Source organism: Hydrogenophaga sp., from assembly GCF_022844385.1.
Classification (GTDB): Bacteria; Pseudomonadota; Gammaproteobacteria; order Burkholderiales; family Burkholderiaceae_C; genus Hydrogenophaga.
On sequence record NZ_JALHLX010000028.1, the window covers coordinates 13,379 to 33,622 of the forward strand.

22 protein-coding genes are annotated in these 20,244 nt (G+C 66.6%); 9 read left to right on the plus strand and 13 right to left on the minus strand.

The features are described from left to right. Window positions 1–57 precede the first annotated feature (57 nt). The 6 genes from Q0C59_RS07710 to Q0C59_RS07735 form a co-directional block, all read right to left on the minus strand. On the minus strand, window positions 58–441 hold the full coding sequence (locus Q0C59_RS07710; protein ID WP_291213787.1) for a hypothetical protein: 384 nt from the start codon (window positions 439–441) through the stop codon (window positions 58–60). Further along, window positions 405–800 carry a hypothetical protein gene (locus Q0C59_RS07715; protein ID WP_291213789.1) on the minus strand — a complete coding sequence of 132 codons (396 nt, stop codon included), beginning with the start codon at window positions 798–800 and terminating at the stop codon, window positions 405–407. The genes Q0C59_RS07710 and Q0C59_RS07715 overlap by 37 nt, the downstream gene beginning before the upstream one ends. 86 nt (window positions 801–886) lie before the next feature. Next, window positions 887–2,761 carry an InlB B-repeat-containing protein gene (locus Q0C59_RS07720; protein WP_291213791.1) on the minus strand — a complete coding sequence of 625 codons (1,875 nt, stop codon included), beginning with the start codon at window positions 2,759–2,761 and terminating at the stop codon, window positions 887–889. Between the two features lie 146 nt (window positions 2,762–2,907). Continuing rightward, window positions 2,908–4,734, minus strand: a complete 1,827-nt coding sequence (locus tag Q0C59_RS07725) for a hybrid sensor histidine kinase/response regulator (protein WP_291213793.1) — start codon at window positions 4,732–4,734, stop codon at window positions 2,908–2,910. Then, window positions 4,735–5,331 carry a LuxR C-terminal-related transcriptional regulator gene (locus Q0C59_RS07730; protein WP_291213795.1) on the minus strand — a complete coding sequence of 199 codons (597 nt, stop codon included), beginning with the start codon at window positions 5,329–5,331 and terminating at the stop codon, window positions 4,735–4,737. 103 nt (window positions 5,332–5,434) lie between these two features. Beyond that, window positions 5,435–6,307 carry a LysR family transcriptional regulator gene (locus Q0C59_RS07735; protein ID WP_291213797.1) on the minus strand — a complete coding sequence of 291 codons (873 nt, stop codon included), beginning with the start codon at window positions 6,305–6,307 and terminating at the stop codon, window positions 5,435–5,437. Between the two features lie 102 nt (window positions 6,308–6,409). On the opposite strand from Q0C59_RS07735, the gene Q0C59_RS07740 reads away from it, so the two are divergent. Together Q0C59_RS07740 and Q0C59_RS07745 are read left to right on the plus strand one after the other, a co-directional pair. Continuing rightward, on the plus strand, window positions 6,410–7,108 hold the full coding sequence (locus Q0C59_RS07740; RefSeq protein WP_291213799.1) for a class I SAM-dependent methyltransferase: 699 nt from the start codon (window positions 6,410–6,412) through the stop codon (window positions 7,106–7,108). A gap of 97 nt (window positions 7,109–7,205) precedes the next feature. Next, on the plus strand, window positions 7,206–8,417 hold the full coding sequence (locus Q0C59_RS07745) for a tetratricopeptide repeat protein (RefSeq protein WP_291213801.1): 1,212 nt from the start codon (window positions 7,206–7,208) through the stop codon (window positions 8,415–8,417). 3 nt (window positions 8,418–8,420) lie between these two features. On the opposite strand, the gene Q0C59_RS07750 is transcribed toward Q0C59_RS07745, so the two are convergent. The 3 genes from Q0C59_RS07750 to Q0C59_RS07760 all read right to left on the minus strand — a co-directional run bounded on the left by Q0C59_RS07750 (window position 8,421) and on the right by Q0C59_RS07760 (window position 10,776). Next, window positions 8,421–9,455, minus strand: coding sequence for an endonuclease/exonuclease/phosphatase family protein (locus tag Q0C59_RS07750; RefSeq protein ID WP_291213803.1), 1,035 nt, complete (start codon window positions 9,453–9,455; stop codon window positions 8,421–8,423). A gap of 87 nt (window positions 9,456–9,542) precedes the next feature. Beyond that, entirely contained in the window at window positions 9,543–9,821 is a 279-nt protein-coding gene (locus tag Q0C59_RS07755) for a cupin domain-containing protein (protein WP_291213805.1), read from the minus strand. A gap of 58 nt (window positions 9,822–9,879) precedes the next feature. After that, window positions 9,880–10,776: a demethoxyubiquinone hydroxylase family protein gene (locus tag Q0C59_RS07760; RefSeq protein ID WP_291213806.1), complete on the minus strand. Its 897-nt coding sequence runs from the start codon at window positions 10,774–10,776 to the stop codon at window positions 9,880–9,882. Between the two features lie 126 nt (window positions 10,777–10,902). Here Q0C59_RS07760 and Q0C59_RS07765 point away from each other — a divergent pair, with 126 nt between their 5' ends. The 6 genes from Q0C59_RS07765 (at window position 10,903) to Q0C59_RS07790 (ending at window position 15,172) form a co-directional block, all read left to right on the plus strand. After that, a complete protein-coding gene (locus Q0C59_RS07765) occupies window positions 10,903–11,256 on the plus strand; it encodes a YciI family protein (protein ID WP_291213808.1) in 354 nt (117 codons plus the stop codon). A 77-nt stretch (window positions 11,257–11,333) separates the two neighbouring features. Continuing rightward, window positions 11,334–11,765, plus strand: coding sequence for a YciI family protein (locus Q0C59_RS07770; protein ID WP_291213810.1), 432 nt, complete (start codon window positions 11,334–11,336; stop codon window positions 11,763–11,765). Between the two features lie 10 nt (window positions 11,766–11,775). Continuing rightward, window positions 11,776–12,219, plus strand: coding sequence for an SRPBCC domain-containing protein (locus tag Q0C59_RS07775; RefSeq protein WP_291213812.1), 444 nt, complete (start codon window positions 11,776–11,778; stop codon window positions 12,217–12,219). 20 nt (window positions 12,220–12,239) lie between these two features. After that, window positions 12,240–12,650 carry a VOC family protein gene (locus Q0C59_RS07780; RefSeq protein ID WP_291213814.1) on the plus strand — a complete coding sequence of 137 codons (411 nt, stop codon included), beginning with the start codon at window positions 12,240–12,242 and terminating at the stop codon, window positions 12,648–12,650. A gap of 9 nt (window positions 12,651–12,659) precedes the next feature. Then, window positions 12,660–13,928 carry an RNA polymerase sigma factor gene (locus Q0C59_RS07785; protein ID WP_291213816.1) on the plus strand — a complete coding sequence of 423 codons (1,269 nt, stop codon included), beginning with the start codon at window positions 12,660–12,662 and terminating at the stop codon, window positions 13,926–13,928. An 83-nt stretch (window positions 13,929–14,011) separates the two neighbouring features. Then, a complete protein-coding gene (locus Q0C59_RS07790; RefSeq protein WP_291213818.1) occupies window positions 14,012–15,172 on the plus strand; it encodes an NAD(P)/FAD-dependent oxidoreductase in 1,161 nt (386 codons plus the stop codon). On the opposite strand, the gene Q0C59_RS07795 is transcribed toward Q0C59_RS07790, so the two are convergent. Both Q0C59_RS07795 and Q0C59_RS07800 read right to left on the minus strand, forming a co-directional pair. Then, a complete protein-coding gene (locus Q0C59_RS07795) occupies window positions 15,169–15,660 on the minus strand; it encodes a DUF3237 domain-containing protein (protein ID WP_291213820.1) in 492 nt (163 codons plus the stop codon). The two genes, Q0C59_RS07790 and Q0C59_RS07795, sit on opposite strands and share 4 nt — an antisense overlap. Further along, entirely contained in the window at window positions 15,653–16,651 is a 999-nt protein-coding gene (locus Q0C59_RS07800; RefSeq protein ID WP_291213822.1) for a tripartite tricarboxylate transporter substrate binding protein, read from the minus strand. The genes Q0C59_RS07795 and Q0C59_RS07800 overlap by 8 nt, the downstream gene beginning before the upstream one ends. Window positions 16,652–16,752: 101 nt before the next feature. Here Q0C59_RS07800 and Q0C59_RS07805 point away from each other — a divergent pair, with 101 nt between their 5' ends. Continuing rightward, a complete protein-coding gene (locus Q0C59_RS07805; RefSeq protein WP_291213824.1) occupies window positions 16,753–17,268 on the plus strand; it encodes a MarR family winged helix-turn-helix transcriptional regulator in 516 nt (171 codons plus the stop codon). A gap of 163 nt (window positions 17,269–17,431) precedes the next feature. Here the strand turns inward: Q0C59_RS07805 and Q0C59_RS07810 are convergent, their stop codons facing one another. Continuing rightward, window positions 17,432–18,343 carry a bile acid:sodium symporter gene (locus tag Q0C59_RS07810; RefSeq protein ID WP_291213826.1) on the minus strand — a complete coding sequence of 304 codons (912 nt, stop codon included), beginning with the start codon at window positions 18,341–18,343 and terminating at the stop codon, window positions 17,432–17,434. 18 nt (window positions 18,344–18,361) lie between these two features. Then, the gene (locus tag Q0C59_RS07815) at window positions 18,362–20,110 is read right to left on the minus strand and encodes an AMP-binding protein (RefSeq protein WP_291213828.1); all 1,749 of its coding nucleotides are present in this window, start codon (window positions 20,108–20,110) and stop codon (window positions 18,362–18,364) included. Between the last annotated feature and the right edge of the window lie 134 nt (window positions 20,111–20,244).

A 20,244-nucleotide genomic window follows, 5' to 3' on the forward strand; every position in this document is an offset into this window, starting at 1 on the left:
CCGAGTCGCGGTCCCTCCAAGCCTTGGGTCCACGTCGAGCCATCCACCGTGCCAGGTTTACCTGGCGATCCGGCGACTGATCTCTGTCACCACACCCGAATGAAACGTGAGGACCGTCATGGTTTGACGGTCTCTGGCGTGTGGAAAGTAGGTCCAGGTTTTTTCCTCGGGCTCTCCCCGGACCAAGCGCCTGAACGCTTCGTGGTCGGGCTTGCCGATCTTCAGGATCACCTCGCCCTCGCCCATGCCCTTTCGAATGAACTTGCGCTCTCCGGCATCTGCCGCCAGGACCGATGCGGCGCCCAACGCCAGCAGGCACGCGACGATCCGTGTGATCGAAGGCGCCTTCATGGGCCAAGCCATCCAAGGAGCGCCCCAAGCCGCTGCGCCCTTGCCCGCCAGATTCAACACCGCCCGGCCGCCTTCATCAAGGCGTTGCATTGTCCTGCGCTGTTGCGGTCTCCCGCTGCCGCGGGCGCCTTGCTGCCGCTGCGGTTCTGGCCACCCACCACGGCGTTGCAAACGGCATCGGAGTGCGGTGTCTGTCCGAAGCTCATGGCCTTCTGGAAGGCCGTGGCTCCGTACAGGTAACAACGGTACGAGCCGCCGTTTTTGACGTTCACCGTGTAGTTGACCCGGCCACCTGTGTCCTCGGTGCGGTCGGTGATGGTGAACTGGCCCACCGATCGCCCGACGGCCATGGCCGTGCGCGCTTCCAGATCCTCCTGCTTCATGGTGGAGGAACATCCCGTGAGAATCGCCAGTGGAGCGACGAACAGTGCGATGGCTCGAAAAAACATGCAGATCTCCAAAGTGTTGATGAAATGAAACGGCTGTCTCAAGGCCCATGGGCCCGGATGACCTGTCGCGGGCAACAGGCCCGCACTCAGCGGCCCGACGTGTAGCGCCGCAGCACGATCTCGTCGCCCACGTTGCCGAAAAACTGGGCCCAGCCCATGACGGCGTTGCCGCGTTCGTTCATGGCCAAGGCGGGCGGGTTCGAGGGGTCGGGGTAGTTCTCGTTCGCCACGGCGGCGGCCCAGCCTGCGGCGACGGTGTAGCGGGCGACCATGGCGTCCCTGCTGACCGGATCGGCCCAGGCAATCAATGCGTTGCGCGAATCGTCGATACCGAGCGCCGGCAGACCCAGCCAGGTCCCTGCATTGGCCGCTCGCACCGCAGTCACGCCGGCGAATGCGCCACCCGCGGGCGCACTGGCCACCCGCAGCGTGTTGTCGAATTCAACCCAGGCCACCATGGCGTCACCGCTGGCGTTGGCGCGCAACACAGGAATGCTGATGAAGCCCTGGCTGTTGGGAACCGGGGCCGTGACGGCACTGCTGCCCTGCGACCAGGCGCCCGATTCGTATCGTTTGAACCGGATGCCGTTGTTGCCGGTGCCACCGCTGATGTCGAGCTGTCCCCACGCCAGAAGCGCGTAGGCGTTGTCGGCCACGACGAGGTCGTGTCTTCCGATGCTTTGCAACGAACCGGCGTCTGCCACAGCTTGCGAAGGCGTTGTCCAGCCAGTGGCCACCGAGTACCGGTTGCTCCACAGCCCGTTGCCATTGCCTGCGCCGGAGCGCTTCCACACCGCCAGGGCTTCGCCGGCGGGTGTGACGCCCACGACGGGGTCGCCGTCCACGCTGCCCACCACTTCGTTGTTTTCCAGGAGTTCCGGCGTGCCCCAGCCGCCAACCGGCGTGTAGCGACTGGCGTAGATGCTGAAGCGGGTCGCCGGTCCGATTTGCGACCACACGGCCACCGCGTTGCCAGCAGCGTCAACACCCACGGTGCTCTCGCCCACCACGCCTGCACTGTTCTCCACCCGGACTTCAGGCCCCCAACCATTCACCGGGTCGAGCGCCCGTGCGTGCAGGTCTTGCGTGCTGCCGGTCTGCGTCCACAGCAACATGCCGAAGCCGCTGTTGCGGTCGATGGAGAGCCGCAACCGGGTGACATTGCCCACGTTCGTTTCCAGCCGCTCGGGCGTGGACCAGGTGCCTCCGCCACTGGAGCGACTGGCCCACACGTGGTTTTCGGCGGTGCCCGCCTGAAGGCGCAGCCACACCGCAGTGGCACGCTCGTTGTTGTCGATCACCACCACCGGCGCTGACGCTCCCGCGCCTGCCAGTCGCACCAGTTCGCCCCATCCTGCCACGGGTGCACTCACGCGGAACGCAGCGCTCACGCTTCGCGCGGCGCTCACAGCGACGCTGCAGGTGGGCGTGGTGCCGTTGCAGGCGCCGCCCCAGCCGTCAAACACCTGGCCGGCGCCAGCGGCAGCCGTGAGCGTCACCACCGTGTCTGCGTCGTAGCTCGCGCCACAGGTGCTGCCGCAGTCGATGCCGGCAGGGACCGAGGTCACGCGCCCGTCGCCGGTGGTCGATACGGTCAGCGGGAATCGTGTTGCGGGGCTGGCGCCAAAGTTGGCCCGCACAGTGCGCGCTTCGGTCATGGTCACCGTGCAGGTGAGCGCTGTGCCGGTGCAGGCGCCGCTCCATCCGTTGAGTTGCTGGCGCGAGCCGGGTGTGGCCGTGAGCGTGACGACGGTGCCTTCGGAAAAGTCGGCCACGCACTCGCTGCCGCAGCGGATGCCATCGGGCTGCGAGCTGATGAGGCCGTTGCCGCTGAGGGTGACGGTGAGGGATCGGGCGTTGGGCGTTGGAGGCATCGGTGCACCCGAGCCACCGCCGCCGCATGCGGCCAGCAGCACCACCGAGAGGAGGGCCGACAGAAGCCCGGTTGTTTTCGCATTCATGAAGTTCCAGCTCCTTGTATTGGGGATGGAACGGGATGCTAGGGAAGGGGGGCGCTGCGGCGAACAGCACCTTCGGGCATGCGTCGAAAGCGTGGTTGACCTGCCCCAAGGTGCTGTCTTGCGCGCGCTGGGGCGGTGCCCCCCGATCAGGCTTGGAGCAGCGAAGCTTGTGCAAACGCATGCGCCAGGAAGGCGCGCAGCCGCACCGGGCGCACAGGCTTGACCATCGCCGCCAGGCCGAAGTCGCGCGCGCTCTCCAGTTGGTCACTGCCGGCGTCACCCGTGACGATCAGTGCGGGCAACATCTCGTCGTCGAGTGCCTGTCGCAGTTCATGCACGGCATCGATCCCGCTTGCACCATCGGCCAGGCGAAGGTCGACCACGAGTGCCTCGGCGCGAAAGCCATCGCGCACGATCTGCAAGCTGGAGGGAGCGTTCGTTGCCGATTGAACGTCGCAACCCCAGGAGCGCAGCAGGCCAACCAGCGCAGCGCGGGAGTCGGCGTCGTCTTCCACCACCAACACCCGGCGTGCAGGGAATGAAGACTCCGTCACAGGCAGCGGATGGGAAGTGGTGATGGGCGGCGTTGAAGCGGGTGCCAGGGGCAACATGAGCGAGAACGTGCTGCCGCGCCCCAGCTCCGACTCCACCGACACGCCCAGGCCCAGCAGATCGCTCAGGCGCTTGACGGTGGCGAGTCCCAACCCCAGGCCCAGCCTGCGGTCACGCGCCGGATTGCCCACCTGGTAGAACTCGTCGAAGATGCGGGGGAGGTCGCTGCTCGCCATGCCGATGCCGGTGTCCTCAACGCGCACTTGCACCGAATGCTCACCAGCGACGGCATGCACACGGACCTGGCCCTGCGTCGTGTAGCGGATGGCGTTGAACAGCAAGTTGGACAGCACGCGCGACAGCAGGGCGCGGTCGCTGCGAACCACCAGCGCAGGCACGTCGTTGACCATCTGCAACCCCTTGGCACGTGCCAGCGGCTCGTATGGCCGACTGCATTCGCGCACGAGCTCCTGAAGAGAAAAAACCGACCACTGTGGCGCCAGGTTGCCCACGTCGAGGCGGGTGATCTCCAGCAGGTCATCGATCACCAACGCCATGCCGTCGACACATTCGCCGATGTGCCGGGCGACCTCGTCGACGTCCACCTCTTTCGGTCGGTCGATCAGTGTCTGCGACAGCAGGCCCATGGCGTGCAGCGGTTGGCGCAGGTCGTGGTTGGCCGCGGCAAAGAAGCGTGTGCGTGCCGCGCTGGCTTGCTCGGCGGCATTGCGCGCGGCCTCGCTGCGTTGGTTCTCATGCTGCAGTTCTGTGATGAGTTCCTCGTTGCGCTCGCGCTGCGTCTGGAGTTCGCGCAACACGCGAGACTGGTTGCGGCCGCTGGCCAGGGCATACACACCGATCAGGAACACCAGCAGCACCATGAGGGCCAGGTAGGTGTCGGCAAGCAGCAGGTCGCGCAGGATGAGCGGGCCGAGCACCAGCAACACGTGCGCCACGAGAACGCGGGGAAAACCGGGCAGCCGCACCGATCCTCCCATGGCAATGGCCACCAGCGTCATGTGCAGGATCGACTCGGCTTGTGCCGTGCCCGGGGAGAGCAGCACAAAAGGCAGCATGCCCCACTGCGCAGCGTGCACGAGGGTGCTCGCCAGCCAGCCGCGCACCCAGGCGCGCGAGGGTGACATCGGCCGGCCGCGAGGCAGCAGGGAGAGCGGTGCCACCAGGCGGGAGAACACATGAAAGAGTGCCGCCACCAGGCGGGCGAGACTCACGGCGCAAAAGGCACCGAACCACCAGTCAAGCGAGTGTCCTGCCTGGGTCTCCATGAACTGCACGTAGCAGATCAGGGCCCCCAACATGCTGAGCAGCCATGCCACCGGGGTGGTGCGGATGAGGTGCTCTATCTGCTCGATCTCGAGCGCGGTGGCCTCGGCGCCATGGGGCTTTGACCGTGCGGGCATTCAGGAGAGCCCCGCCTCGCGCGCGCGCACCAGCAGGTGGGTTCGGTTGCGCGCGCCCAGCGCCCCGAGCAACGCCGTGACATGGAGCTTCACCGTGCGTTCGGCAATGCCCAGTTCCTGGGAAATCTGCTTGTTTTGCTGGCCCCGTGCGATCAGGCTCAGCACCTCCAGTTGGCGCGCGGTCGGGCCTGCCCTTGGCTCCACAGGCTCTGCGGTGTGGTCGAACCACTCGCCACCGCGCACCACCCGGTCGAGCGCATTGAGGATGTGCGTGATCGGCAGTGATTTGCCCACGAAGCCCGAAGCGCCAGCCGCACGCGCCTGCGCCTGCAACCCTGCGTCCTCCTGGCCGGAGATCAGCACCCGGGCCACCAACGGGTGCCGCGCGCCAAATCGACGCAGACCCTCCAGCCCGTCGTCACCCGCCAGGCGGTAGTCAATCAGCACCAGGTCCAGTTCGGGCCAGCGCCAGGCGGTCTCCAGCGCGGTCTCCAGGCTCAGCACTGCACGGGCCTGCACGCCCTCGCGCGCGTGGGTCAGTGCGTGCACAAAGCCAACGCCGAACATGGGGTGGTCGTCGACGAGGAGCAGGTTCATAGGCAGCGCTTGCGCGACTCAGTTCCGATGCGCCGTATTTTGTGCCCGGTCAAAGAATCCGCCTAACTGCCCCAAAGGGCAGGTCGGACCCTGAACTTCAGCGTCAGGCCAGGCCTTGCGCCAACGCCTCGAACACCACCCGGATGCGCCGGGAGGTGCGCAATTCACGATGGCTGACCAGCCAGATGGGGAAGTGCACCCGGGGAACATCGTCGAGCACCCGCACCACGCCCGGCGTTTCACGCGCGATCTCGTCCATCATGGCGCCAATGCCCATGCCCTGGCGCACCAGCGACCAGCTCGCCACCGAGTGCTCTGCGTAGCAGCTGAAATTGGCCTCGCTCAACGGCAGCCCGTGCTGGCGCAGGTAGGAAAGATACTGACCGGACCGATCCGCGCCCACAAAGGCGAGATGCGCCGCATCGTCGGCGTTGCGCGGATGACCGTGGATGCGAACCCAGTCTTCAGACGCATAGAAGCTGGCGGAGGCTTCGCGGATCAGGCGGGCGATCAGGTCGGGTTGCTCAGGCTTGACATGACGGATGGCGATGTCCGCCTCCCGGCGCAGCAGATCGCTCAGTGCATTGGAGGCAATCACCTCGATGGCGATGCCCGGTTCCTGCTCGCGCAGCCGGCGCACCATCGGGGGCAACAAGTGGGCGGCCACTGCGTCGGTGGCCGAGACGGACACCACCCCGCCCACCGCCTGCGAACGACCGGTGGCCGCCAGGCTCAGCGCTTCGGCGGCGGCGCCCATCGCGCGTGCGTGTTCCAGCAGTTCGAGTCCGGTCGGGGTGAGCGACATGGACTTGCCCACGCGCTCAAACAGGGTCACGCCCATCTGCCGTTCGATGGCCGCCACCTGGCGACTCAGGGTCGGCTGGGTCAGGCCGAGCTTGCGGGCGGCGGCCGACAGCGAGCCGGTGTCGGCCGTTTCAAGAAAGGCCTTGAGCTGGTTCCAGTCGAGTTGATTCATACAAAAACGCATATCCCCGCTGCAAATAATCGCAATTCCCTGCGATGCAACGCATGGATAGTATGCGGACGACCGATCACACACCCTCAATCTTTCGCACCCATGGCCCTGCACACCACTGCTCACTCCGCGCCCGCCCCGTCGTCTGCGCAGGCCCGCACCGCCCCCAACCCCAAGGCGGTTTTCTGGGACCGCATTGCACGCAAGTACGCATCGGACCCGATTGCCGACATGGCGGGTTACGAAGCCACGCTGCGGCGCGTGCGGACCTGGCTGTCCGTCGATCAGGATGTGCTGGAAATCGGCTGCGGCACGGGCACCACCGCCCTGCAGCTGGCGCCGTCGACCCGCAGCCTGCTGGCCACCGATTTCTCCGCCGACATGATTGCCATCGCCCGGGACAAGCTGGCGCATCGGCCGGTGCGTGGCTTGAGCTTCGCTCTCGCTGATGCGGATACCCCGGCCTTTGCACACGGCGCGTACCACGCCGTGCTGGCGTTCAACCTGCTGCACCTGGTGAGCGATCTGGATCACACGCTGTCGCTTGCGATACAGGCACTGAAGCCGGGCGGCTTGTTGGTCACCAAGACGCCCTGCGTCGGGGAAATGAATCCCTTGATCCCCCACCTGGCGTTGCCACTCATGCGCGCCATGGGCAAGGCACCGCATGTTCTTTGCTTCAAGGGCGACGATCTGCAGTCGGCCATCACCCGGCAGGGCATGGCGCTGGTTTCGGTCGAGCGACATGGAACCCGGGGCAAGGACATCAGGGCCTTCATCGTTGCCCGCAAGCCCTTGTGAAACGTCAGCACCCAGACGGGCTGAGGCCGACGCTGCCTGCCGACGGCGGAGACAACTGTTTGTGCCGGGCAGGACGGGTGGTGTAAGGTCCCGCTCCATGAGCGACACCGACCCCACCCAGCCCGCCAGAACCCTGTTTTTTGAAGGCAACGCCCTCTTCGAAGCCGGTCGCCTCGAAGAGGCTGCTGCGTGTTACCAGGCCGCGCTGGCCCTGGTGCCCGGGCGGCCCTCCCTCCTGGCCAACCTGGGCGTGACCCAGTGCCGGTTGCGGCAATGGCCGCAGGCCGTGGCCACGCTCACGCAGGCCACCCAGGCCGACCCCACCCACCGCGATGCCTGGGTTGCGCTCGGTCTGTCGCAGGAGGCGCTGTCCCGATGGAGCGAGGCGGCGCATGCCTTGCAAACCGGTATCCAGCTGGGCGCCGTCACCGGCCAGCTCTGGCTGTCGCTGGCCATGTGCCGCATGCGCCTGCAACAGCCCATGGAGGCGCTGCACGCGCTCGACCAGGCGGTGGCGGTGGAGCCCACCCTGGCCGAAGCCTGGAGCCAGCGCGGCAGCCTGATGCGCGACACCGGGCGCTACGCCGAAGCCGCGCGCTCTTACGAGCAGGCGCTGGCGAACGGCGGTGACGAAACCCTCAACCGCTTTTATTTGTCGTCGGTGCAGGGCGGTGCCGCGCCGGCCCATCCACCGTCGCTGTATGTGGAGGCGCTGTTCGACGAATACGCCGATGAGTTCCAGACCCACCTGGTCGAGCAACTGAACTACCAGGCGCACACCACCCTGCTGGCGCCGTTGCGCGCCAGCGGCCAGCGCTTCGAGCGTGTGCTCGACCTGGGCTGCGGCACCGGCCTGTGTGGCCGCCTGATCCAGGCGCAGGCCGGTTCGGTTGAGGGTGTCGACCTGTCTTCCGCCATGGTGTCGCAGGCGAAGGCCAGTGGCGCCTACCGGCGCGTGGTGCACGGCGATCTGCTGGCGTTCTTGCGCGAGAGCACCGAGCCGGTGGATCTCGTGATGGCAGCCGACGTGTTCATCTACGTGGGCGCGCTCGACGCGGTGTTCGAGGCGGTGCGCTCTCGCCTGCAGCCGGGTGCGTGTTTTGCGTTTTCGGTGGAACTCGCCAGCGACGGCAGCGAACTCAAACTCCTGCCCAGCCTGCGCTACGCGCACTCACCCGCCTACATCGACCGCCTCGCCACGCTCAACGGCTTTCGCGTGCGCCAGAGCTGGCAGGCCCCGCTGCGCGAAGACCAGAAAAAGCCGGTGATGGGTCTGTATGTGCTGCTGGAGCCGGTGGCCAGCGCCTGAGATTCAAACCACCTTCGCCGGGCTGTACCTGAACGTCGCCCGGATGATCCCGTGGTCGCCAGTGCCCAGGGTCTTGTGGTCCTCGAAGTTCAGGTGGTCGTTGTTGATCACCAGGCCGTCGAACATCCAGAGCCGCTTCTTGCTGTTGTCGTAGAACTCCTGGCTCACCAGGATGTGGTCCAGCGACTCACGGATGTCCTGGTGCACATGGGTGTAGTACACGTCGCGGGTGTCGCGGTATTCCTGCAGGGTCTGTGCGGTGTAGAGCGATGTGTCGCCACCGCCCTTGCTCTCGCCCACCAGATACCGCGGCTGCTCTGTGAGGATGTTGGCGGTGTTGCTGTGCTGGCCGTCGTTGATGTCGCCCAGCACGATCACCGGGGTGTCGTTGCCCTTCATCTGTTCGGACAACAGAAACCGCAGCGCCGTGGCCTCGGCCGTGCGCCGGATGGTGGAGATGGCCGCGCCCAGGCCGGTGGCGTGTTTGCTGTAGAGCACCTTGTCGGCCTTGAACCACTTCTCGTTGAAGACCTGGGTCGGCCCTTTGGACTTGAAGTGGCACACGTACACATGCACCTCGGGGCCGGGTTTGCGCGGCTGGATGGTGAAGTGCAGCACCGCCCGGGAGTAGCCCTTGATGTTCACGCCGATGCTGGGCGTTTGTGGGTCGTCGCCGGTGGAGCGCAGCACAAAGCCGGGTGGGAACTTCGTGATCCACTCGGGCTGACCCGTGAGCAAACCTTTGCGCACGAGGGCACCGCAGTCGATGCGTTTGCCGTTGGAGTTGGGTGGTGCCAGCAGGTCGTAGTTGTCGGCCACACCGGCGGAGGTGAGCGCGCGCTGCACCGACACCACGTTCCACATTTCCTGCAGCCCGAACACGTCAGCGTCCAGCGACTGGAGCTGGTGCGCAGTCCAGCCGATCTTGCGGTCGTACTGGGCCTGGGTCCAGCCGGTTTTGTCCGTGTACATCGGCAGGCCGGGTTCGTTCAGGTTGTACAGGTTGAACGAGCCGATGCTGAGTTGCTTGAGATTCATGGCGAGTCCTCCGCAAGATGGTGACCACCACTGTGCACCCGCCGCGTGACAACGCCACCCCCCGGATGGGGGAAGGCGCCAGGCGGTTCAGGCGTTGCGCCGCGCCACCCAGTAGGCCGCGCCCTCGGCGCCGTAGCGCTCGGCGTGCGGCACATGCGCGTCCAGCTCGAAGCTGTCACCTGCCCGCAGGTGGCGCGTGTGCTCGCCCACCGTGAGCCACATCTCGCCGCGTGCCACCAGCGCGTTGGCGGCAAAAGGATGGGAGTGGGTGTCGAGCACGGTGAGGGGTGCCCATTCGCGCTCCAGCACCTCATCGAATCCCTCGGTGAGGCGTTGCTGGCGGAAGGCTTCAAAGGTGGTGTTCATGGGCGGGGATTCTCCGCAAGGGGTGACGCGGGTCAAGTCCGTTGGCGACGCCGCCGGGTCAGACCAGCCGCGCGAGCCTGACCGCCATGGCCGAGCCGCTGCCCACCAGCGCGCACCAGGCTCGCAGCAATACCCCGGGCGGCTGGGTCTGCAGGGCCAGCGCCTCGTCGCGGTGGGCCACCTCGTCGGCCTGGCATTCGACCAGCAAGGCGCGCAGAGCATCCACACCGGGACGTCCTTCGATGCGGTCGATCTGTTGCTGGTAGTGGTGGTCCACAAAGGTTTCCACCGACGCGATGGTGGCGTGCACCGCGCGCGGGCCCACCAGCGCGGGCAGGGCGCCGGTGAGGAAACCCGCCACCCGCCAGGCCGGCAGCAGCCAGCTGCGCCGTGCCCAGGGCAGCACCTCGCACACGCGCCGCAGGTGGTCTTCTTCGGTGGCACCGTGGCGCTGCGCAAAGGCCTTGAGTTGGGCATCGCGCGTCACCAGCGCGATGCCGCGGTAGATCCACACGGCACCGGTTTCACCCGCGTGGTCCGATCGCAGCTCGGCCAGCATGTCGTCGGGCACGGCGGGTGCGTCCAGCCCGCGCGCCACGCGCTGCATGACCGGGCGCACGCGCAGGAAACCCACGTAGGCGCGCTCCATCAGCCAGGCCGCCCCCGGCACGCGGCCCAGAAAGGCGAGCCAGCGCCAGCCCGGCAGGCGCGCCCACAGCGCCAGAAAGGCCTCGGCGCCGCTGAGCAGGCTGCCGTCTTCACGCTGCACATGAAAGCGGGCCATCAACGTGCTGCGTTCGTCGGGCAGTGCGGTGCCGGGCGCGCTCACGTCGACCCAGCGCACCGGCTCGCGCGCCGCCAGGCCCTGGTAGACGGCGATCTCGCGGCGGCACAGCGGGCAATCACCGTCGTACAGCACGGTCATGCAGCTCTGGGCGGGGGTGGTGTTGGTCATGCCGGTCATCGTATCGGCGCTGGCGCGGTGCTGCAGCGCCGTGCGCCAAGACCCCAATGAAGGTGTCAAAGAAACCCTGTGCTGTGTAGGATGTTCGGCCTGCTGCCAACCCCGTCTGGAGACCCCATGTCCTACATGCTGTTGATCATCGAACCCACCACGCAGCGCGCCACCCGCACCGAAGCCGAAGGCCGCGAGCTGTATGGCCGCATGCAGCGTTTTGGTGAAAGCCTGCAAGCGCAGGGCAAGCTGAGGGCTTCCGAATCGCTGGCTTCCCAGACCAGCGCGGTGCGCGTGTCCACCACCGCCGGGCGGGCGACCGTGGTGGATGGCCCGTTTGCCGAGGCCAAGGAAATGGTGGGCGGCTTTTTTTTGCTCGATTGCGCCAGCCTCGATGAGGCCGTGGCCATTGCCCACGAATGCCCGGCAGCCGAGTGGGCCACGGTGGAGGTGCGGGCCCTGGCGCCCTGTTACGAATGAGCGTGTCGAAAACGCCGCTGCTGCTTCGTCGTACCGGTTGAGACAACCCAACCGACCCCGGTCACCAGGAGAAGCCCATGCGATTCATGATCATCGTCAAGTCCTGCGACGAATTCGAAGCCGAAACCAGCCCCGCGCCCGACGAGGCGCTCATGGCCGAGATGGTGCGTTACCACGAGGAGATGGCCCAGGCCGGTGTGCTGCTCGACGGCTCGGGCCTGCACCCCAGCAGCAAAGGCTGGCGTGTGCACCACAGCGCCGATGGCAGCAAGCGCATCGTCGATGGCCCGTTTGCCGAAGCCAGGGAGCTCATCGCCGGCTACACCCTGATCCAGGTGCGTTCGCGCGAAGAAGCGCTGGAGTGGAGCCGCCGTTTCCCCAACCCGGCCGGCCGCGGCAAGGACGCCGTGGTCGAGCTGCGCCAGCTCTGTGAACTGGACGACTTCCCGCCGAGCCAGCCGCTGGAGGACTTCAAGAAGCTCGACGCCCTGCAGAGGCCCCAACCCTGAGGAGCCCGACATGCCAGCCCAACACTTCGACATCCTCATCCAGGCGCCACGTGAGCAGGTGTGGACCACCATGCTGCAGTCGCCCACCTACGAGCAGTGGACCAGCGTTTTCTGCGAAGGCTCGCGGTTTGAAGGCTCCTGGGACGCGGGGCAGACCATCCGCTTCTTTGGCTCGGACGGCAACGGCATGGTGTCCGAAATTGCCGAACACCGTCCCGCCGAGTTTGTGTCCATCCGCCACCTCGGCTTCATCGCCAATGGCCAGGACGACACGACCAGCGACGCGGTGCGCGCCTGGGCCCCTTGCTTCGAGAACTACAGCTTCAGCGACGAGAGCGGGGGCACCCGCCTGCGCGTGGCCCTGGACGCGTTCGGTGGCTACGAAGACATGATGGCCAAGCTCTGGCCGTCGGCCCTGGACAAGCTCAAACGCCTGTGCGAAGACACCAACTGACCCAACGACCGGAGGACCCCATGCTGCGCGAAATTTTCGTCAACCTGCCCGTCAAGGACTTGAACAAATCCCGGACCTTCTTCAAGGCGCTGGGCCTGAACTTCAACCCACAGTTCACCAACGAGAAAGGCGCCTGCCTGGAGATTGCACCCAACATCTGCGCCATGCTGCTGGTCGAGCCCTTCTTTCAGGGCTTCACCAAGCTGCCCATTGCCGACGCCAGAAAGACCACCGAGGTGCTGATCGCGCTCTCGTGCGACAGCCGCACCGAGGTGGAAGAGCTCGTCGCCCAGGCCGTGGCCGCTGGCGCCACCACGCCCAATGCGCCGCAAGACCACGGCTTCATGTTTCAGCACGGTTTTGCCGACCTGGACGGACATCAGTGGGAAGTGTTCTGGATGGACATGGCTGCAGCGCCGGCGCAAATGTAGCCGCTGCGCATGCACTCCGGTGTTCACCAGGCCATTGCCACCGTGTGGCGCCTGGAGTCCGCGCGCATCACGGCGCATGTGGCGCGCGTGGTGCGCGACGTGGGCGTGGCCGAAGAAATCGCGCAGGACGCGCTGGTGGCCGCACTCGAACACTGGCCCGCGCAAGGCGTGCCCGACAACCCAGCCGCCTGGCTCATGACCACCGCCAAACGGCGTGCGCTGGACCACTTGCGCCACCGCCAGATGGCCGAGGCGCGGCACGACGGCATCGCCGCCGATCTCGAAGCCCTGGGCGCCGACCATGTGCCCGATTTTGTGGATGCGCTCGACGAGGCGCGGCAGGACGACATTGGCGACGACCTGCTGCGCCTGGTGTTCACCGCCTGCCACCCCGTGCTCTCGGCCGACGCGCGCGTGGCGCTCACGCTCAAGCTGCTGGGCGGCCTCACCACACACGAAATCGCGCGCGCCTTCCTCGTGCCCGAGGCCACCATTGCCCAGCGCATCGTGCGCGCCAAAAGGACGCTGAGCGAAGCCGGTGTGCCGTTTGAAGTGCCGCGCGGTGAGGCGCTGGCCGAGCGCCTGGCTTCGGTGCTGGAGGTGGTGTACCTCGTGTTCAACGAGGGCTACACCGCCACCAGCGGTGGTGACTGGATGCGCCCGGCGTTGTGCGATGAAGCCCTGCGCCTGGGCCGCATGCTGGCTGGTATTGCTCCGCAGCAAGCCGAGGTGCATGGCCTGCTCGCGTTGATGGAGATACAGGCCTCGCGCGCTGCCGCACGAACCGATGCGCAGGGCCGCCCGGTGCTGCTGGCCGACCAGGACCGCAGCCGCTGGGATGCCTTGCTCATCCGCCGGGGTCTGGCGGCGCTGGCGCGTGCGCAGACGCTGGCACCCACTGCGGGGCCCTACCAGTGGCAGGCGGCCATCGCTGCCTGCCATGCGCGTGCGGTGCGTGCGCAGGACACCGACTGGGAGAACATCGCGGCGCTCTATGCCGGGCTGGCGCGCGTGGCGCCTTCACCCGTCGTCGAACTCAACCGGGCAGTGGCCGTGGCCATGCACGCCGGCCCTGCGGCGGGCCTGCTGATCGTCGACGCTCTTATGCAGTACAAGGCCCTGCGCGACTACCACTGGCTGCCCAGCGTGCGCGGTGACCTGCTGGCCAGGCTGGGACGCGATGCCGAGGCCTGTGCCGAGTTCGAACGGGCCGCGTCCCTCGCCGGCAACGAGCGGGAGCGAACTTTCCTGCTGGAACGGGCGATGAGTCTGCGCTGATCTGTGGTCCTTTTGCCCGGGTACAAGCCCCCATGGCGTGGCGCGCGCGCGCCCCCCACACTCGTCAAAAAAGACGAGTGTTCATGTATCCCACACCCACCACGCGCACCGAGGTCGACACGCTCGTCATCGGTGCCGGACCGGCTGGCCTGGCCACCGCGGCCTGCCTGGCGCAACACGGCGAGCGCTCGCTGGTGATCGATCAGGCGCGCGAGGTCGCCTCGAGCTGGCGCCACCACTACGAACGCCTGCACCTGCACACCGTCAAGACGCATTCGGCGTTGCCGGGTCTGCCGTTTCCCGACAGCGCACCACGGTACGTGTCGCGCGAAGGCGTGGTCGACTACCTCACGCGCTACGCCGATCGCCACGGGATCGAACCCGAGCTGGGTGACTCCGTGGTGGGCATCGAGCCTGCAGCGCCGGGCGCGGGCTGGATCACCCGCACCGCCAGTGGGCGGTTGATCGCGTCGCGCCAGGTGGTGGTGGCCACCGGCGCCAACCGCCGTCCGCGTGCGCCCGCGCTGCCGGGGCAAGGCCACTTTGGCGGGCGCGTGCTGCACAGCCGCGAGTACCACAACGCCAAGCCCTTCGCCAACCAGCGCGTGCTGGTGGTGGGCATGGGCAACACCGGCGCCGAGATCGCGCTGGACCTGGTGGAGCACGGCGTGCGCGCCGCGCTGTCGGTGCGCTCGCCGGTCAACATCGTCTATCGCGATGTGCTGGGCCGGCCCACCCAGCTCTCCAGCATCCTGCTCAGCAAGCTGCCGCACGCGCTGGGCGACGCGGCCGCCACGCTGCTGCGCAACCTCAGCGTGGGCGACCTCGGCCGCTACGGCCTGCACACGGCCGACGTGTCACCGCTGCGCCAACTGCGCGAAGACGGCAAGACACCGGTGATCGACGTGGGCACGGTCGCACGCATCAAGCGCGGCGACATCCAGGTCTATCCCGGCATCGAGACCCTGCTGCACGGCGGCGTGCGCTTCGCCGACGGCACCGAACACCCCTTCGACACGGTCCTGCTTGCCACCGGCTACGACCCCGCGTTGAACGAACTGTTTCCGGTCACGCCCTTGCCGCTGGACGCGCGCGGCATGCCCACACAGGTGGTGGGGCAGGGCGATCTGGCCGGGGTGTATTTCGTGGGCTTCGACGTGCGCCAGCCCGGTGGACTGTTGCGTGCCATCGCTGCGCAGTCGCAGCAGGTAGCCGGCCACATTGCTCGGGCCGGCCGCTCTTAAAGTACGTTGAAGCAGCTGATCTCGACCCGGTCGGGACGGCGCACGCCGGAGCCCACGAACACCCGCTCGTTGATCCATGCGAAGCCCGGCGCGGAGGTCTCGAACGTGGGCACACAGCGGAAATACACCTGGGCTGGGTCCACCGGTTCGCCGCGGACGAGGCGGGCCGTGACCTCGGGCGCTGCGGTGCGAACGGCCCGGTTGCAGACGTAGATCAGCTCGCCCGCCTCCGTCTCCAGCAGGTAGCGCGCGTCCAGCCGGGCCAGCGTGGGAGTGACGATGGCCTGGAAGTCGGCGCCGCCCGGCAGCACGCGGGCGTTCCATCCACGGCCCTGCACTTGTCCGCCAAGGATGGGGATGATTCGCCGGTTGCCCGCCGGCGTCTGACCGATCTCGTGGGCCGGCGCTACCTGCACCGAGAGCGTGGCAAAGAATTCCAGCGTGGGTGGTGCGGGCGGGGCCCATGCCTGGTGGCTGGCTTCACTCATTGGCGCGGAACCCGGTGGCCTTGACGACCTGCGCCCAGCGTGCTGTCTCGGCGGCAATGGTCGCTGCGAACGCTTCACCTTGCTCCTGTGGCACGTCGAAGCCCTGTGCCTCCAGCCTTGCCTTGAATTCCGGGCTGGCCTGAGCTTTCACTGTTGCCGCTGCGATCTGGTCGAGCACCACCTTGGGTGCGGCCGACGGCGCCGCCAAACCGAACCAGACGGTGGAACTCAGATCCGGGTGGCCTAGCTCGGCCAGGGTCGGCACCTCGGGCAGGAACTTGGTGCGCTCTTTCGAGGTGACGGCGATGGCATTGAGCTTGCCGGACTGCACCTGTGGCAGCGCCGCCTGCAACTGAGTAAACCCGAGCAGCACCTGGCCGCCCAGCAGGTCGGCAATCTGCGGCGCGCTGCCCTTGTAGGGGATGTGCACCATGTCGAGCTTCATGCGTTCGTTGAGCTGGAAGCCCAGGAAGTGCGAGGGCGTGCCCGGACTGAAAGAAGCGTAGGCGGCCTTCTTCGGGTTCGCCGCCGCCCACTTGACGAGCTCCGGCAAGGTCCGGGCGGGCACCGACGGATGCGTGACCAGCACCAGCGGACTCTCGATGCCCTTGGCGATCGGCTTGAAGTCTGACTGCTTCCAGCGCAGGTTGGGGTACACGGACGGGTTGATGGTGAACATGGCCTGGGTGCTGATCCACAGTGTGTGGCCATCGGGCGCGGCGGCAAGCACGTGGTCGGCGCTGAGGTTGCCGTTGGCGCCGGCCTTGTTCTCCACAATGAAGGTGCCCCCGGTCTGGCGGGCGAGCTGGTCCGCCAGCGCCCGGGCATAGGCATCGACCGAGCCGCCGGCGGGTGTGCCCACCACCAGCGTGACGCTCTTGCCGGGCCAGGTCTGGGCCAGGGCGAGGGGCGCGACGAAGGCCGCTGCCAGGGCCAACAAGGCGGTGTAGGCAAAGCGTGAGGTCGACGGGGGAGTGGGGATGGTGTACATGTTGTCTCCTGAGTTGTTCGGACGTGAGCGTTGAATCTATGTCCGGAACACTTGATTGACCAATACAACCAATCTCAGGGTATTCACCCAGAGGAGTCAACGTGATTGATATTCGGCCCGACCAACCCCATGCAGCGAGCGAACTCTTCCTCTACCGCCTCTCCCGCCTGCAAGCGGTGGCTGTGGCGCCAGTGGGGCGCCTGTGCCAGGCCCGCTACGGCATCTCGCGCCGCGAATGGCGGCTGATCGTCATGCTGGCCCGGCACGTGCCCATGCTGTCCTCCGAGCTGGCGGATCTGGCGCAGCTCGACCGTGCACGGACCTCGCGCATCATCACCGCGCTGGTCGAAAAAAAGCTCATCGCGCGTGTGGTGATTCCCAGCGACAGGCGCCAGGCCAGGGTGTCCCTGACGGAAAGAGGTCGTGCCCTGTATGACGAGTTCCTGCCGGTGGTGATTGAACTCAACCGGCAGTTGCTGCTGGCGCTGGAGCCCCACGAAGTGGAGCAACTCGACGCTCTGGTGCTGCGCTTGGCCGACCGCGCCCGCGCCAACCTTCAGGCGCTGGACCTGCCGAAGATGGACCGTTCGCAGGCAGAGTCGCGGCGCCAGTTTTGAGTCTGCGTTCGGGCGTCACAGGAGGCAGGGGCTCGGTGCCGTGCACAGGCCCGGCACTGACCGAGCGGAGTCTGCTGCAGCACCGGGATGGCCACGCCGCAGACGCGCAGGAATCGTCAGCCGAAGGCGCCTGCGGATGCCGCCACCCGACCGATTCAGGTGCTCAGGTGGCCAGCACCGAACCGTCCTTGGCGCGGTCGCGGGCCAGTGCTTCACGCACGCTCATGCGGCGGAAGAACACCGTCACGATGCTGGAGGTGATCACGATGAACAGCGAGTACAGCACCGGGATCAGCAGCACCTCTTGTTGCATCGTGCCGGTGAAGGTCAGCGTGACGATGAGCACCGCCAGCGGGCCGTTCTGAATGCCCGTTTCCAGCGCGATGGTGCGGCTTCGGTTGGGGTCCTGCTTGAACAACCGGGCCAGCACAAAACCCAGTCCGATGCCGAACACCCCCAGCCCGATGGCGGCGAAGAACACGTACCACGGCGTGGAGGCCAGCAGCATGTGGTTGCGCGGCACCCAGGTGGTGAGCAGGAACAGAATCACCACCACGCCGAGGAACCCGCCCACCAGCTCCACGGTGGCACCGATGTTGGGACTGAGCTTGCGCAGCACCATGCCGATGACGGTGGGCACCAGCAGCACGAACAGCACCTGCGCCACGTTGCCGGCGGGGATGCGGAATTCACCTTCCAGGCCGGCCAGCTGCGAGTAAAACTCGAGCAGCGCCGGCACCATGCCGAGCGCGACCAGCGATGACACCGAGGTCATCATGATGGACAAGGCCAGCACCGCCTTGCTGAAGTAAGTGAAGATGTTGGAGGTAGTGCCGCCCGGCATGCAGCCCATGAGGATCAGGCCCACCGTGAGGGAGGGGGACAGGTCCAGCGCCTGTGCCAGCAAGTAGGCCAGCAGCGGCATGATGCCGTACTGGCACAGGATGCCTACCAGCACGCCCTTGGGTTTGCGGAACGCAATGAGGAAATCGCGCCAGGTCAGCGACGCGCCCATGCCGAGCATGATGACGATCATCATGATGCCCAGCAGCTTGGTCTCGAATTCGGAGATCATGTGTGCCTGTCTTTCGGGTTAGTGCTGTTTCATCTCTTCGGCCACGGCCTTGCGCAGATCCTTGCGCAGCACCTTGCCGATCGGGCTCTTGGGCAGCTCGTCGCGCACCACCACCAGCCTGGGCACCTTGTAGGCGGCCAGGTGCTGTTTGCAGTGGGCCAGCACATCGGCGGGCATCACTTCCGTGGGGCTGTCGGGGTTCTGCACCACATAGGCGCGCACCGCTTCGCCGGTCTTGCCATCGGGCACGCCGATCACGGCCACTTCCAGCACGTTGTCCATCCTCGAAATCACGTCCTCGACCTCGTTGGGGTAGACGTTGAAGCCCGACACCAGCACCATGTCCTTCTTGCGGTCCACGATGCGCATGAAGCCGGTCTCGTCCATCACCGCCACGTCGCCGGTGGCAAACCAGCCGTCGTGCATCACCTTGGCGGTTTCTTCTTCGGCATTCCAGTAGGCCTGCATCACCTGCGGACCGCGCACCCAGAGCTCTCCCGGCGCGCCGGCGGCCACGTCTTTTCCATCGTCGCCCACCAGGCGCACATCGGTGCCCGGCGCCGGTATGCCGATGCTGCCGTCGCGCGGCTCTCCGGTCAGCGGGTTGAAGCTCACCACCGGCGAGGTCTCGGTCAGACCATAGCCCTCTGCGATCGGCGTCTTCGTCACATCGCGCCAGCGTTTCGCCACCGCGCTGTGCAGTGCCGTGCCACCCGAAATGGAGGCCTTGAGCGTCTTGGGTGGGTAGGCCACAAACCACTCTTCGTTCAGCAGGCCGTTGAACAGCGTGTTGACCCCCGTCATCCAGGTGATCGGAAAGTTCTCGATCGCGCGCTGCAGGTTTTGCACCGGCCGTGGGCTGGGAATCAGCACGTTGTGTCCACCGATGGCCAGGAAGCCCAGCAGGTTGGTGGTGAAGGCAAAGATGTGATACAGCGGCAGGGCGGTGAGCACGCACTCCTGGCCCGGGGCCATGTGGCTTTGACCCATGGCGCGGGTCTGCTGGATGTTGCTGAGCAGGTTGTCGTGCGTGAGCATGGCGCCCTTGCTCACGCCCGTGGTGCCGCCGGTGTACTGCAGCACCGCCAGCTCATGGCGGCCGATGCCTTGCCAGTACTCGCGGGCCGGCGTTTTGGCGAGCGTGGCGCGCCCTTGTGCCAGCGCCTCGCTCAGCCGGATGTGCGGCGCCGTGACGGGTGGCAGCACGCGGTTCCAGTAGCGCTGCACCCCGCGCACGATGGCGCCCGGCACGGCGGGGAAGAACGACGACACCGATGCCAGCACCACTTGCTTGATGCCGGTTTTGGCCAGCACGGCGGGCAGCTTGTCGGCAAACATGTCCACCATCACCAGCACCTGCGCGCCCGCATTGTTGAACTGGTGGATCATTTCTGTTTCGGTGTAGAGCGGGTTGGTGTTCACCAACACGCAGCCAGCCTTGAACACCCCCAGTGCCGCCACCGGGTAGCCCAGGCTGTTGGGCAACTGCACCGCCACCCGGTGACCCGCCTTCAGCCCCAGCACCGCGCGCAGGTAGCCGGCGAAGGCGTCCGAGAGTTCGTCCACCTGGGCAAAGCTCAGGCGGCCGTTCATGCCGTTGGGCACCACACAGCTGAACGCTGCTTTCACCTGGCTCTCGGTCTGCCACCGCTTGCAGCTTTCGTGGGCCATCTCGGCCAGATTGCGATAGGGCAATGCCTCCAGCGCGGGCGCGATGCCCACCTGCTGGTAGGACGCGTGCCAGGGGCGGGTAGGTGAGTCGGACATGGGCGGCCAGGAAAAGAGGTTGAACAAAAGCGAACGATCGTTCGATTGTTTGGAGAGCGCCAATACTAATAAAGTCAGGTCCGCTTTTCTGGAGGGAGATCCCGGAAAACGCTCGGTGAAAACCCTCGCTCTCG

Excerpts from the sequence above, each read along its gene's own strand:
- Q0C59_RS07740 (WP_291213799.1), top strand. The coding sequence starts at position 6,410 with ATGGCCCTGCACACCACTGCTCACTCCGCGCCCGCCCCGTCGTCTGCG.
- Q0C59_RS07730 (WP_291213795.1), bottom strand. The coding sequence starts at position 5,331 with ATGAACCTGCTCCTCGTCGACGACCACCCCATGTTCGGCGTTGGCTTT.
- Q0C59_RS07720 (WP_291213791.1), bottom strand. The coding sequence starts at position 2,761 with ATGAATGCGAAAACAACCGGGCTTCTGTCGGCCCTCCTCTCGGTGGTG.
- Q0C59_RS07710 (WP_291213787.1), bottom strand. The coding sequence starts at position 441 with ATGCAACGCCTTGATGAAGGCGGCCGGGCGGTGTTGAATCTGGCGGGC.
- Q0C59_RS07785 (WP_291213816.1), top strand. The coding sequence starts at position 12,660 with ATGCACTCCGGTGTTCACCAGGCCATTGCCACCGTGTGGCGCCTGGAG.
- Q0C59_RS07770 (WP_291213810.1), top strand. The coding sequence starts at position 11,334 with ATGCGATTCATGATCATCGTCAAGTCCTGCGACGAATTCGAAGCCGAA.
- Q0C59_RS07725 (WP_291213793.1), bottom strand. The coding sequence starts at position 4,734 with ATGCCCGCACGGTCAAAGCCCCATGGCGCCGAGGCCACCGCGCTCGAG.
- Q0C59_RS07775 (WP_291213812.1), top strand. The coding sequence starts at position 11,776 with ATGCCAGCCCAACACTTCGACATCCTCATCCAGGCGCCACGTGAGCAG.
- Q0C59_RS07790 (WP_291213818.1), top strand. The coding sequence starts at position 14,012 with ATGTATCCCACACCCACCACGCGCACCGAGGTCGACACGCTCGTCATC.
- Q0C59_RS07795 (WP_291213820.1), bottom strand. The coding sequence starts at position 15,660 with ATGAGTGAAGCCAGCCACCAGGCATGGGCCCCGCCCGCACCACCCACG.
- Q0C59_RS07780 (WP_291213814.1), top strand. The coding sequence starts at position 12,240 with ATGCTGCGCGAAATTTTCGTCAACCTGCCCGTCAAGGACTTGAACAAA.
- Q0C59_RS07810 (WP_291213826.1), bottom strand. The coding sequence starts at position 18,343 with ATGATCTCCGAATTCGAGACCAAGCTGCTGGGCATCATGATGATCGTC.
- Q0C59_RS07745 (WP_291213801.1), top strand. The coding sequence starts at position 7,206 with ATGAGCGACACCGACCCCACCCAGCCCGCCAGAACCCTGTTTTTTGAA.
- Q0C59_RS07800 (WP_291213822.1), bottom strand. The coding sequence starts at position 16,651 with ATGTACACCATCCCCACTCCCCCGTCGACCTCACGCTTTGCCTACACC.
- Q0C59_RS07750 (WP_291213803.1), bottom strand. The coding sequence starts at position 9,455 with ATGAATCTCAAGCAACTCAGCATCGGCTCGTTCAACCTGTACAACCTG.
- Q0C59_RS07760 (WP_291213806.1), bottom strand. The coding sequence starts at position 10,776 with ATGACCAACACCACCCCCGCCCAGAGCTGCATGACCGTGCTGTACGAC.
- Q0C59_RS07755 (WP_291213805.1), bottom strand. The coding sequence starts at position 9,821 with ATGAACACCACCTTTGAAGCCTTCCGCCAGCAACGCCTCACCGAGGGA.
- Q0C59_RS07715 (WP_291213789.1), bottom strand. The coding sequence starts at position 800 with ATGTTTTTTCGAGCCATCGCACTGTTCGTCGCTCCACTGGCGATTCTC.
- Q0C59_RS07765 (WP_291213808.1), top strand. The coding sequence starts at position 10,903 with ATGTCCTACATGCTGTTGATCATCGAACCCACCACGCAGCGCGCCACC.
- Q0C59_RS07815 (WP_291213828.1), bottom strand. The coding sequence starts at position 20,110 with ATGTCCGACTCACCTACCCGCCCCTGGCACGCGTCCTACCAGCAGGTG.
- Q0C59_RS07735 (WP_291213797.1), bottom strand. The coding sequence starts at position 6,307 with ATGAATCAACTCGACTGGAACCAGCTCAAGGCCTTTCTTGAAACGGCC.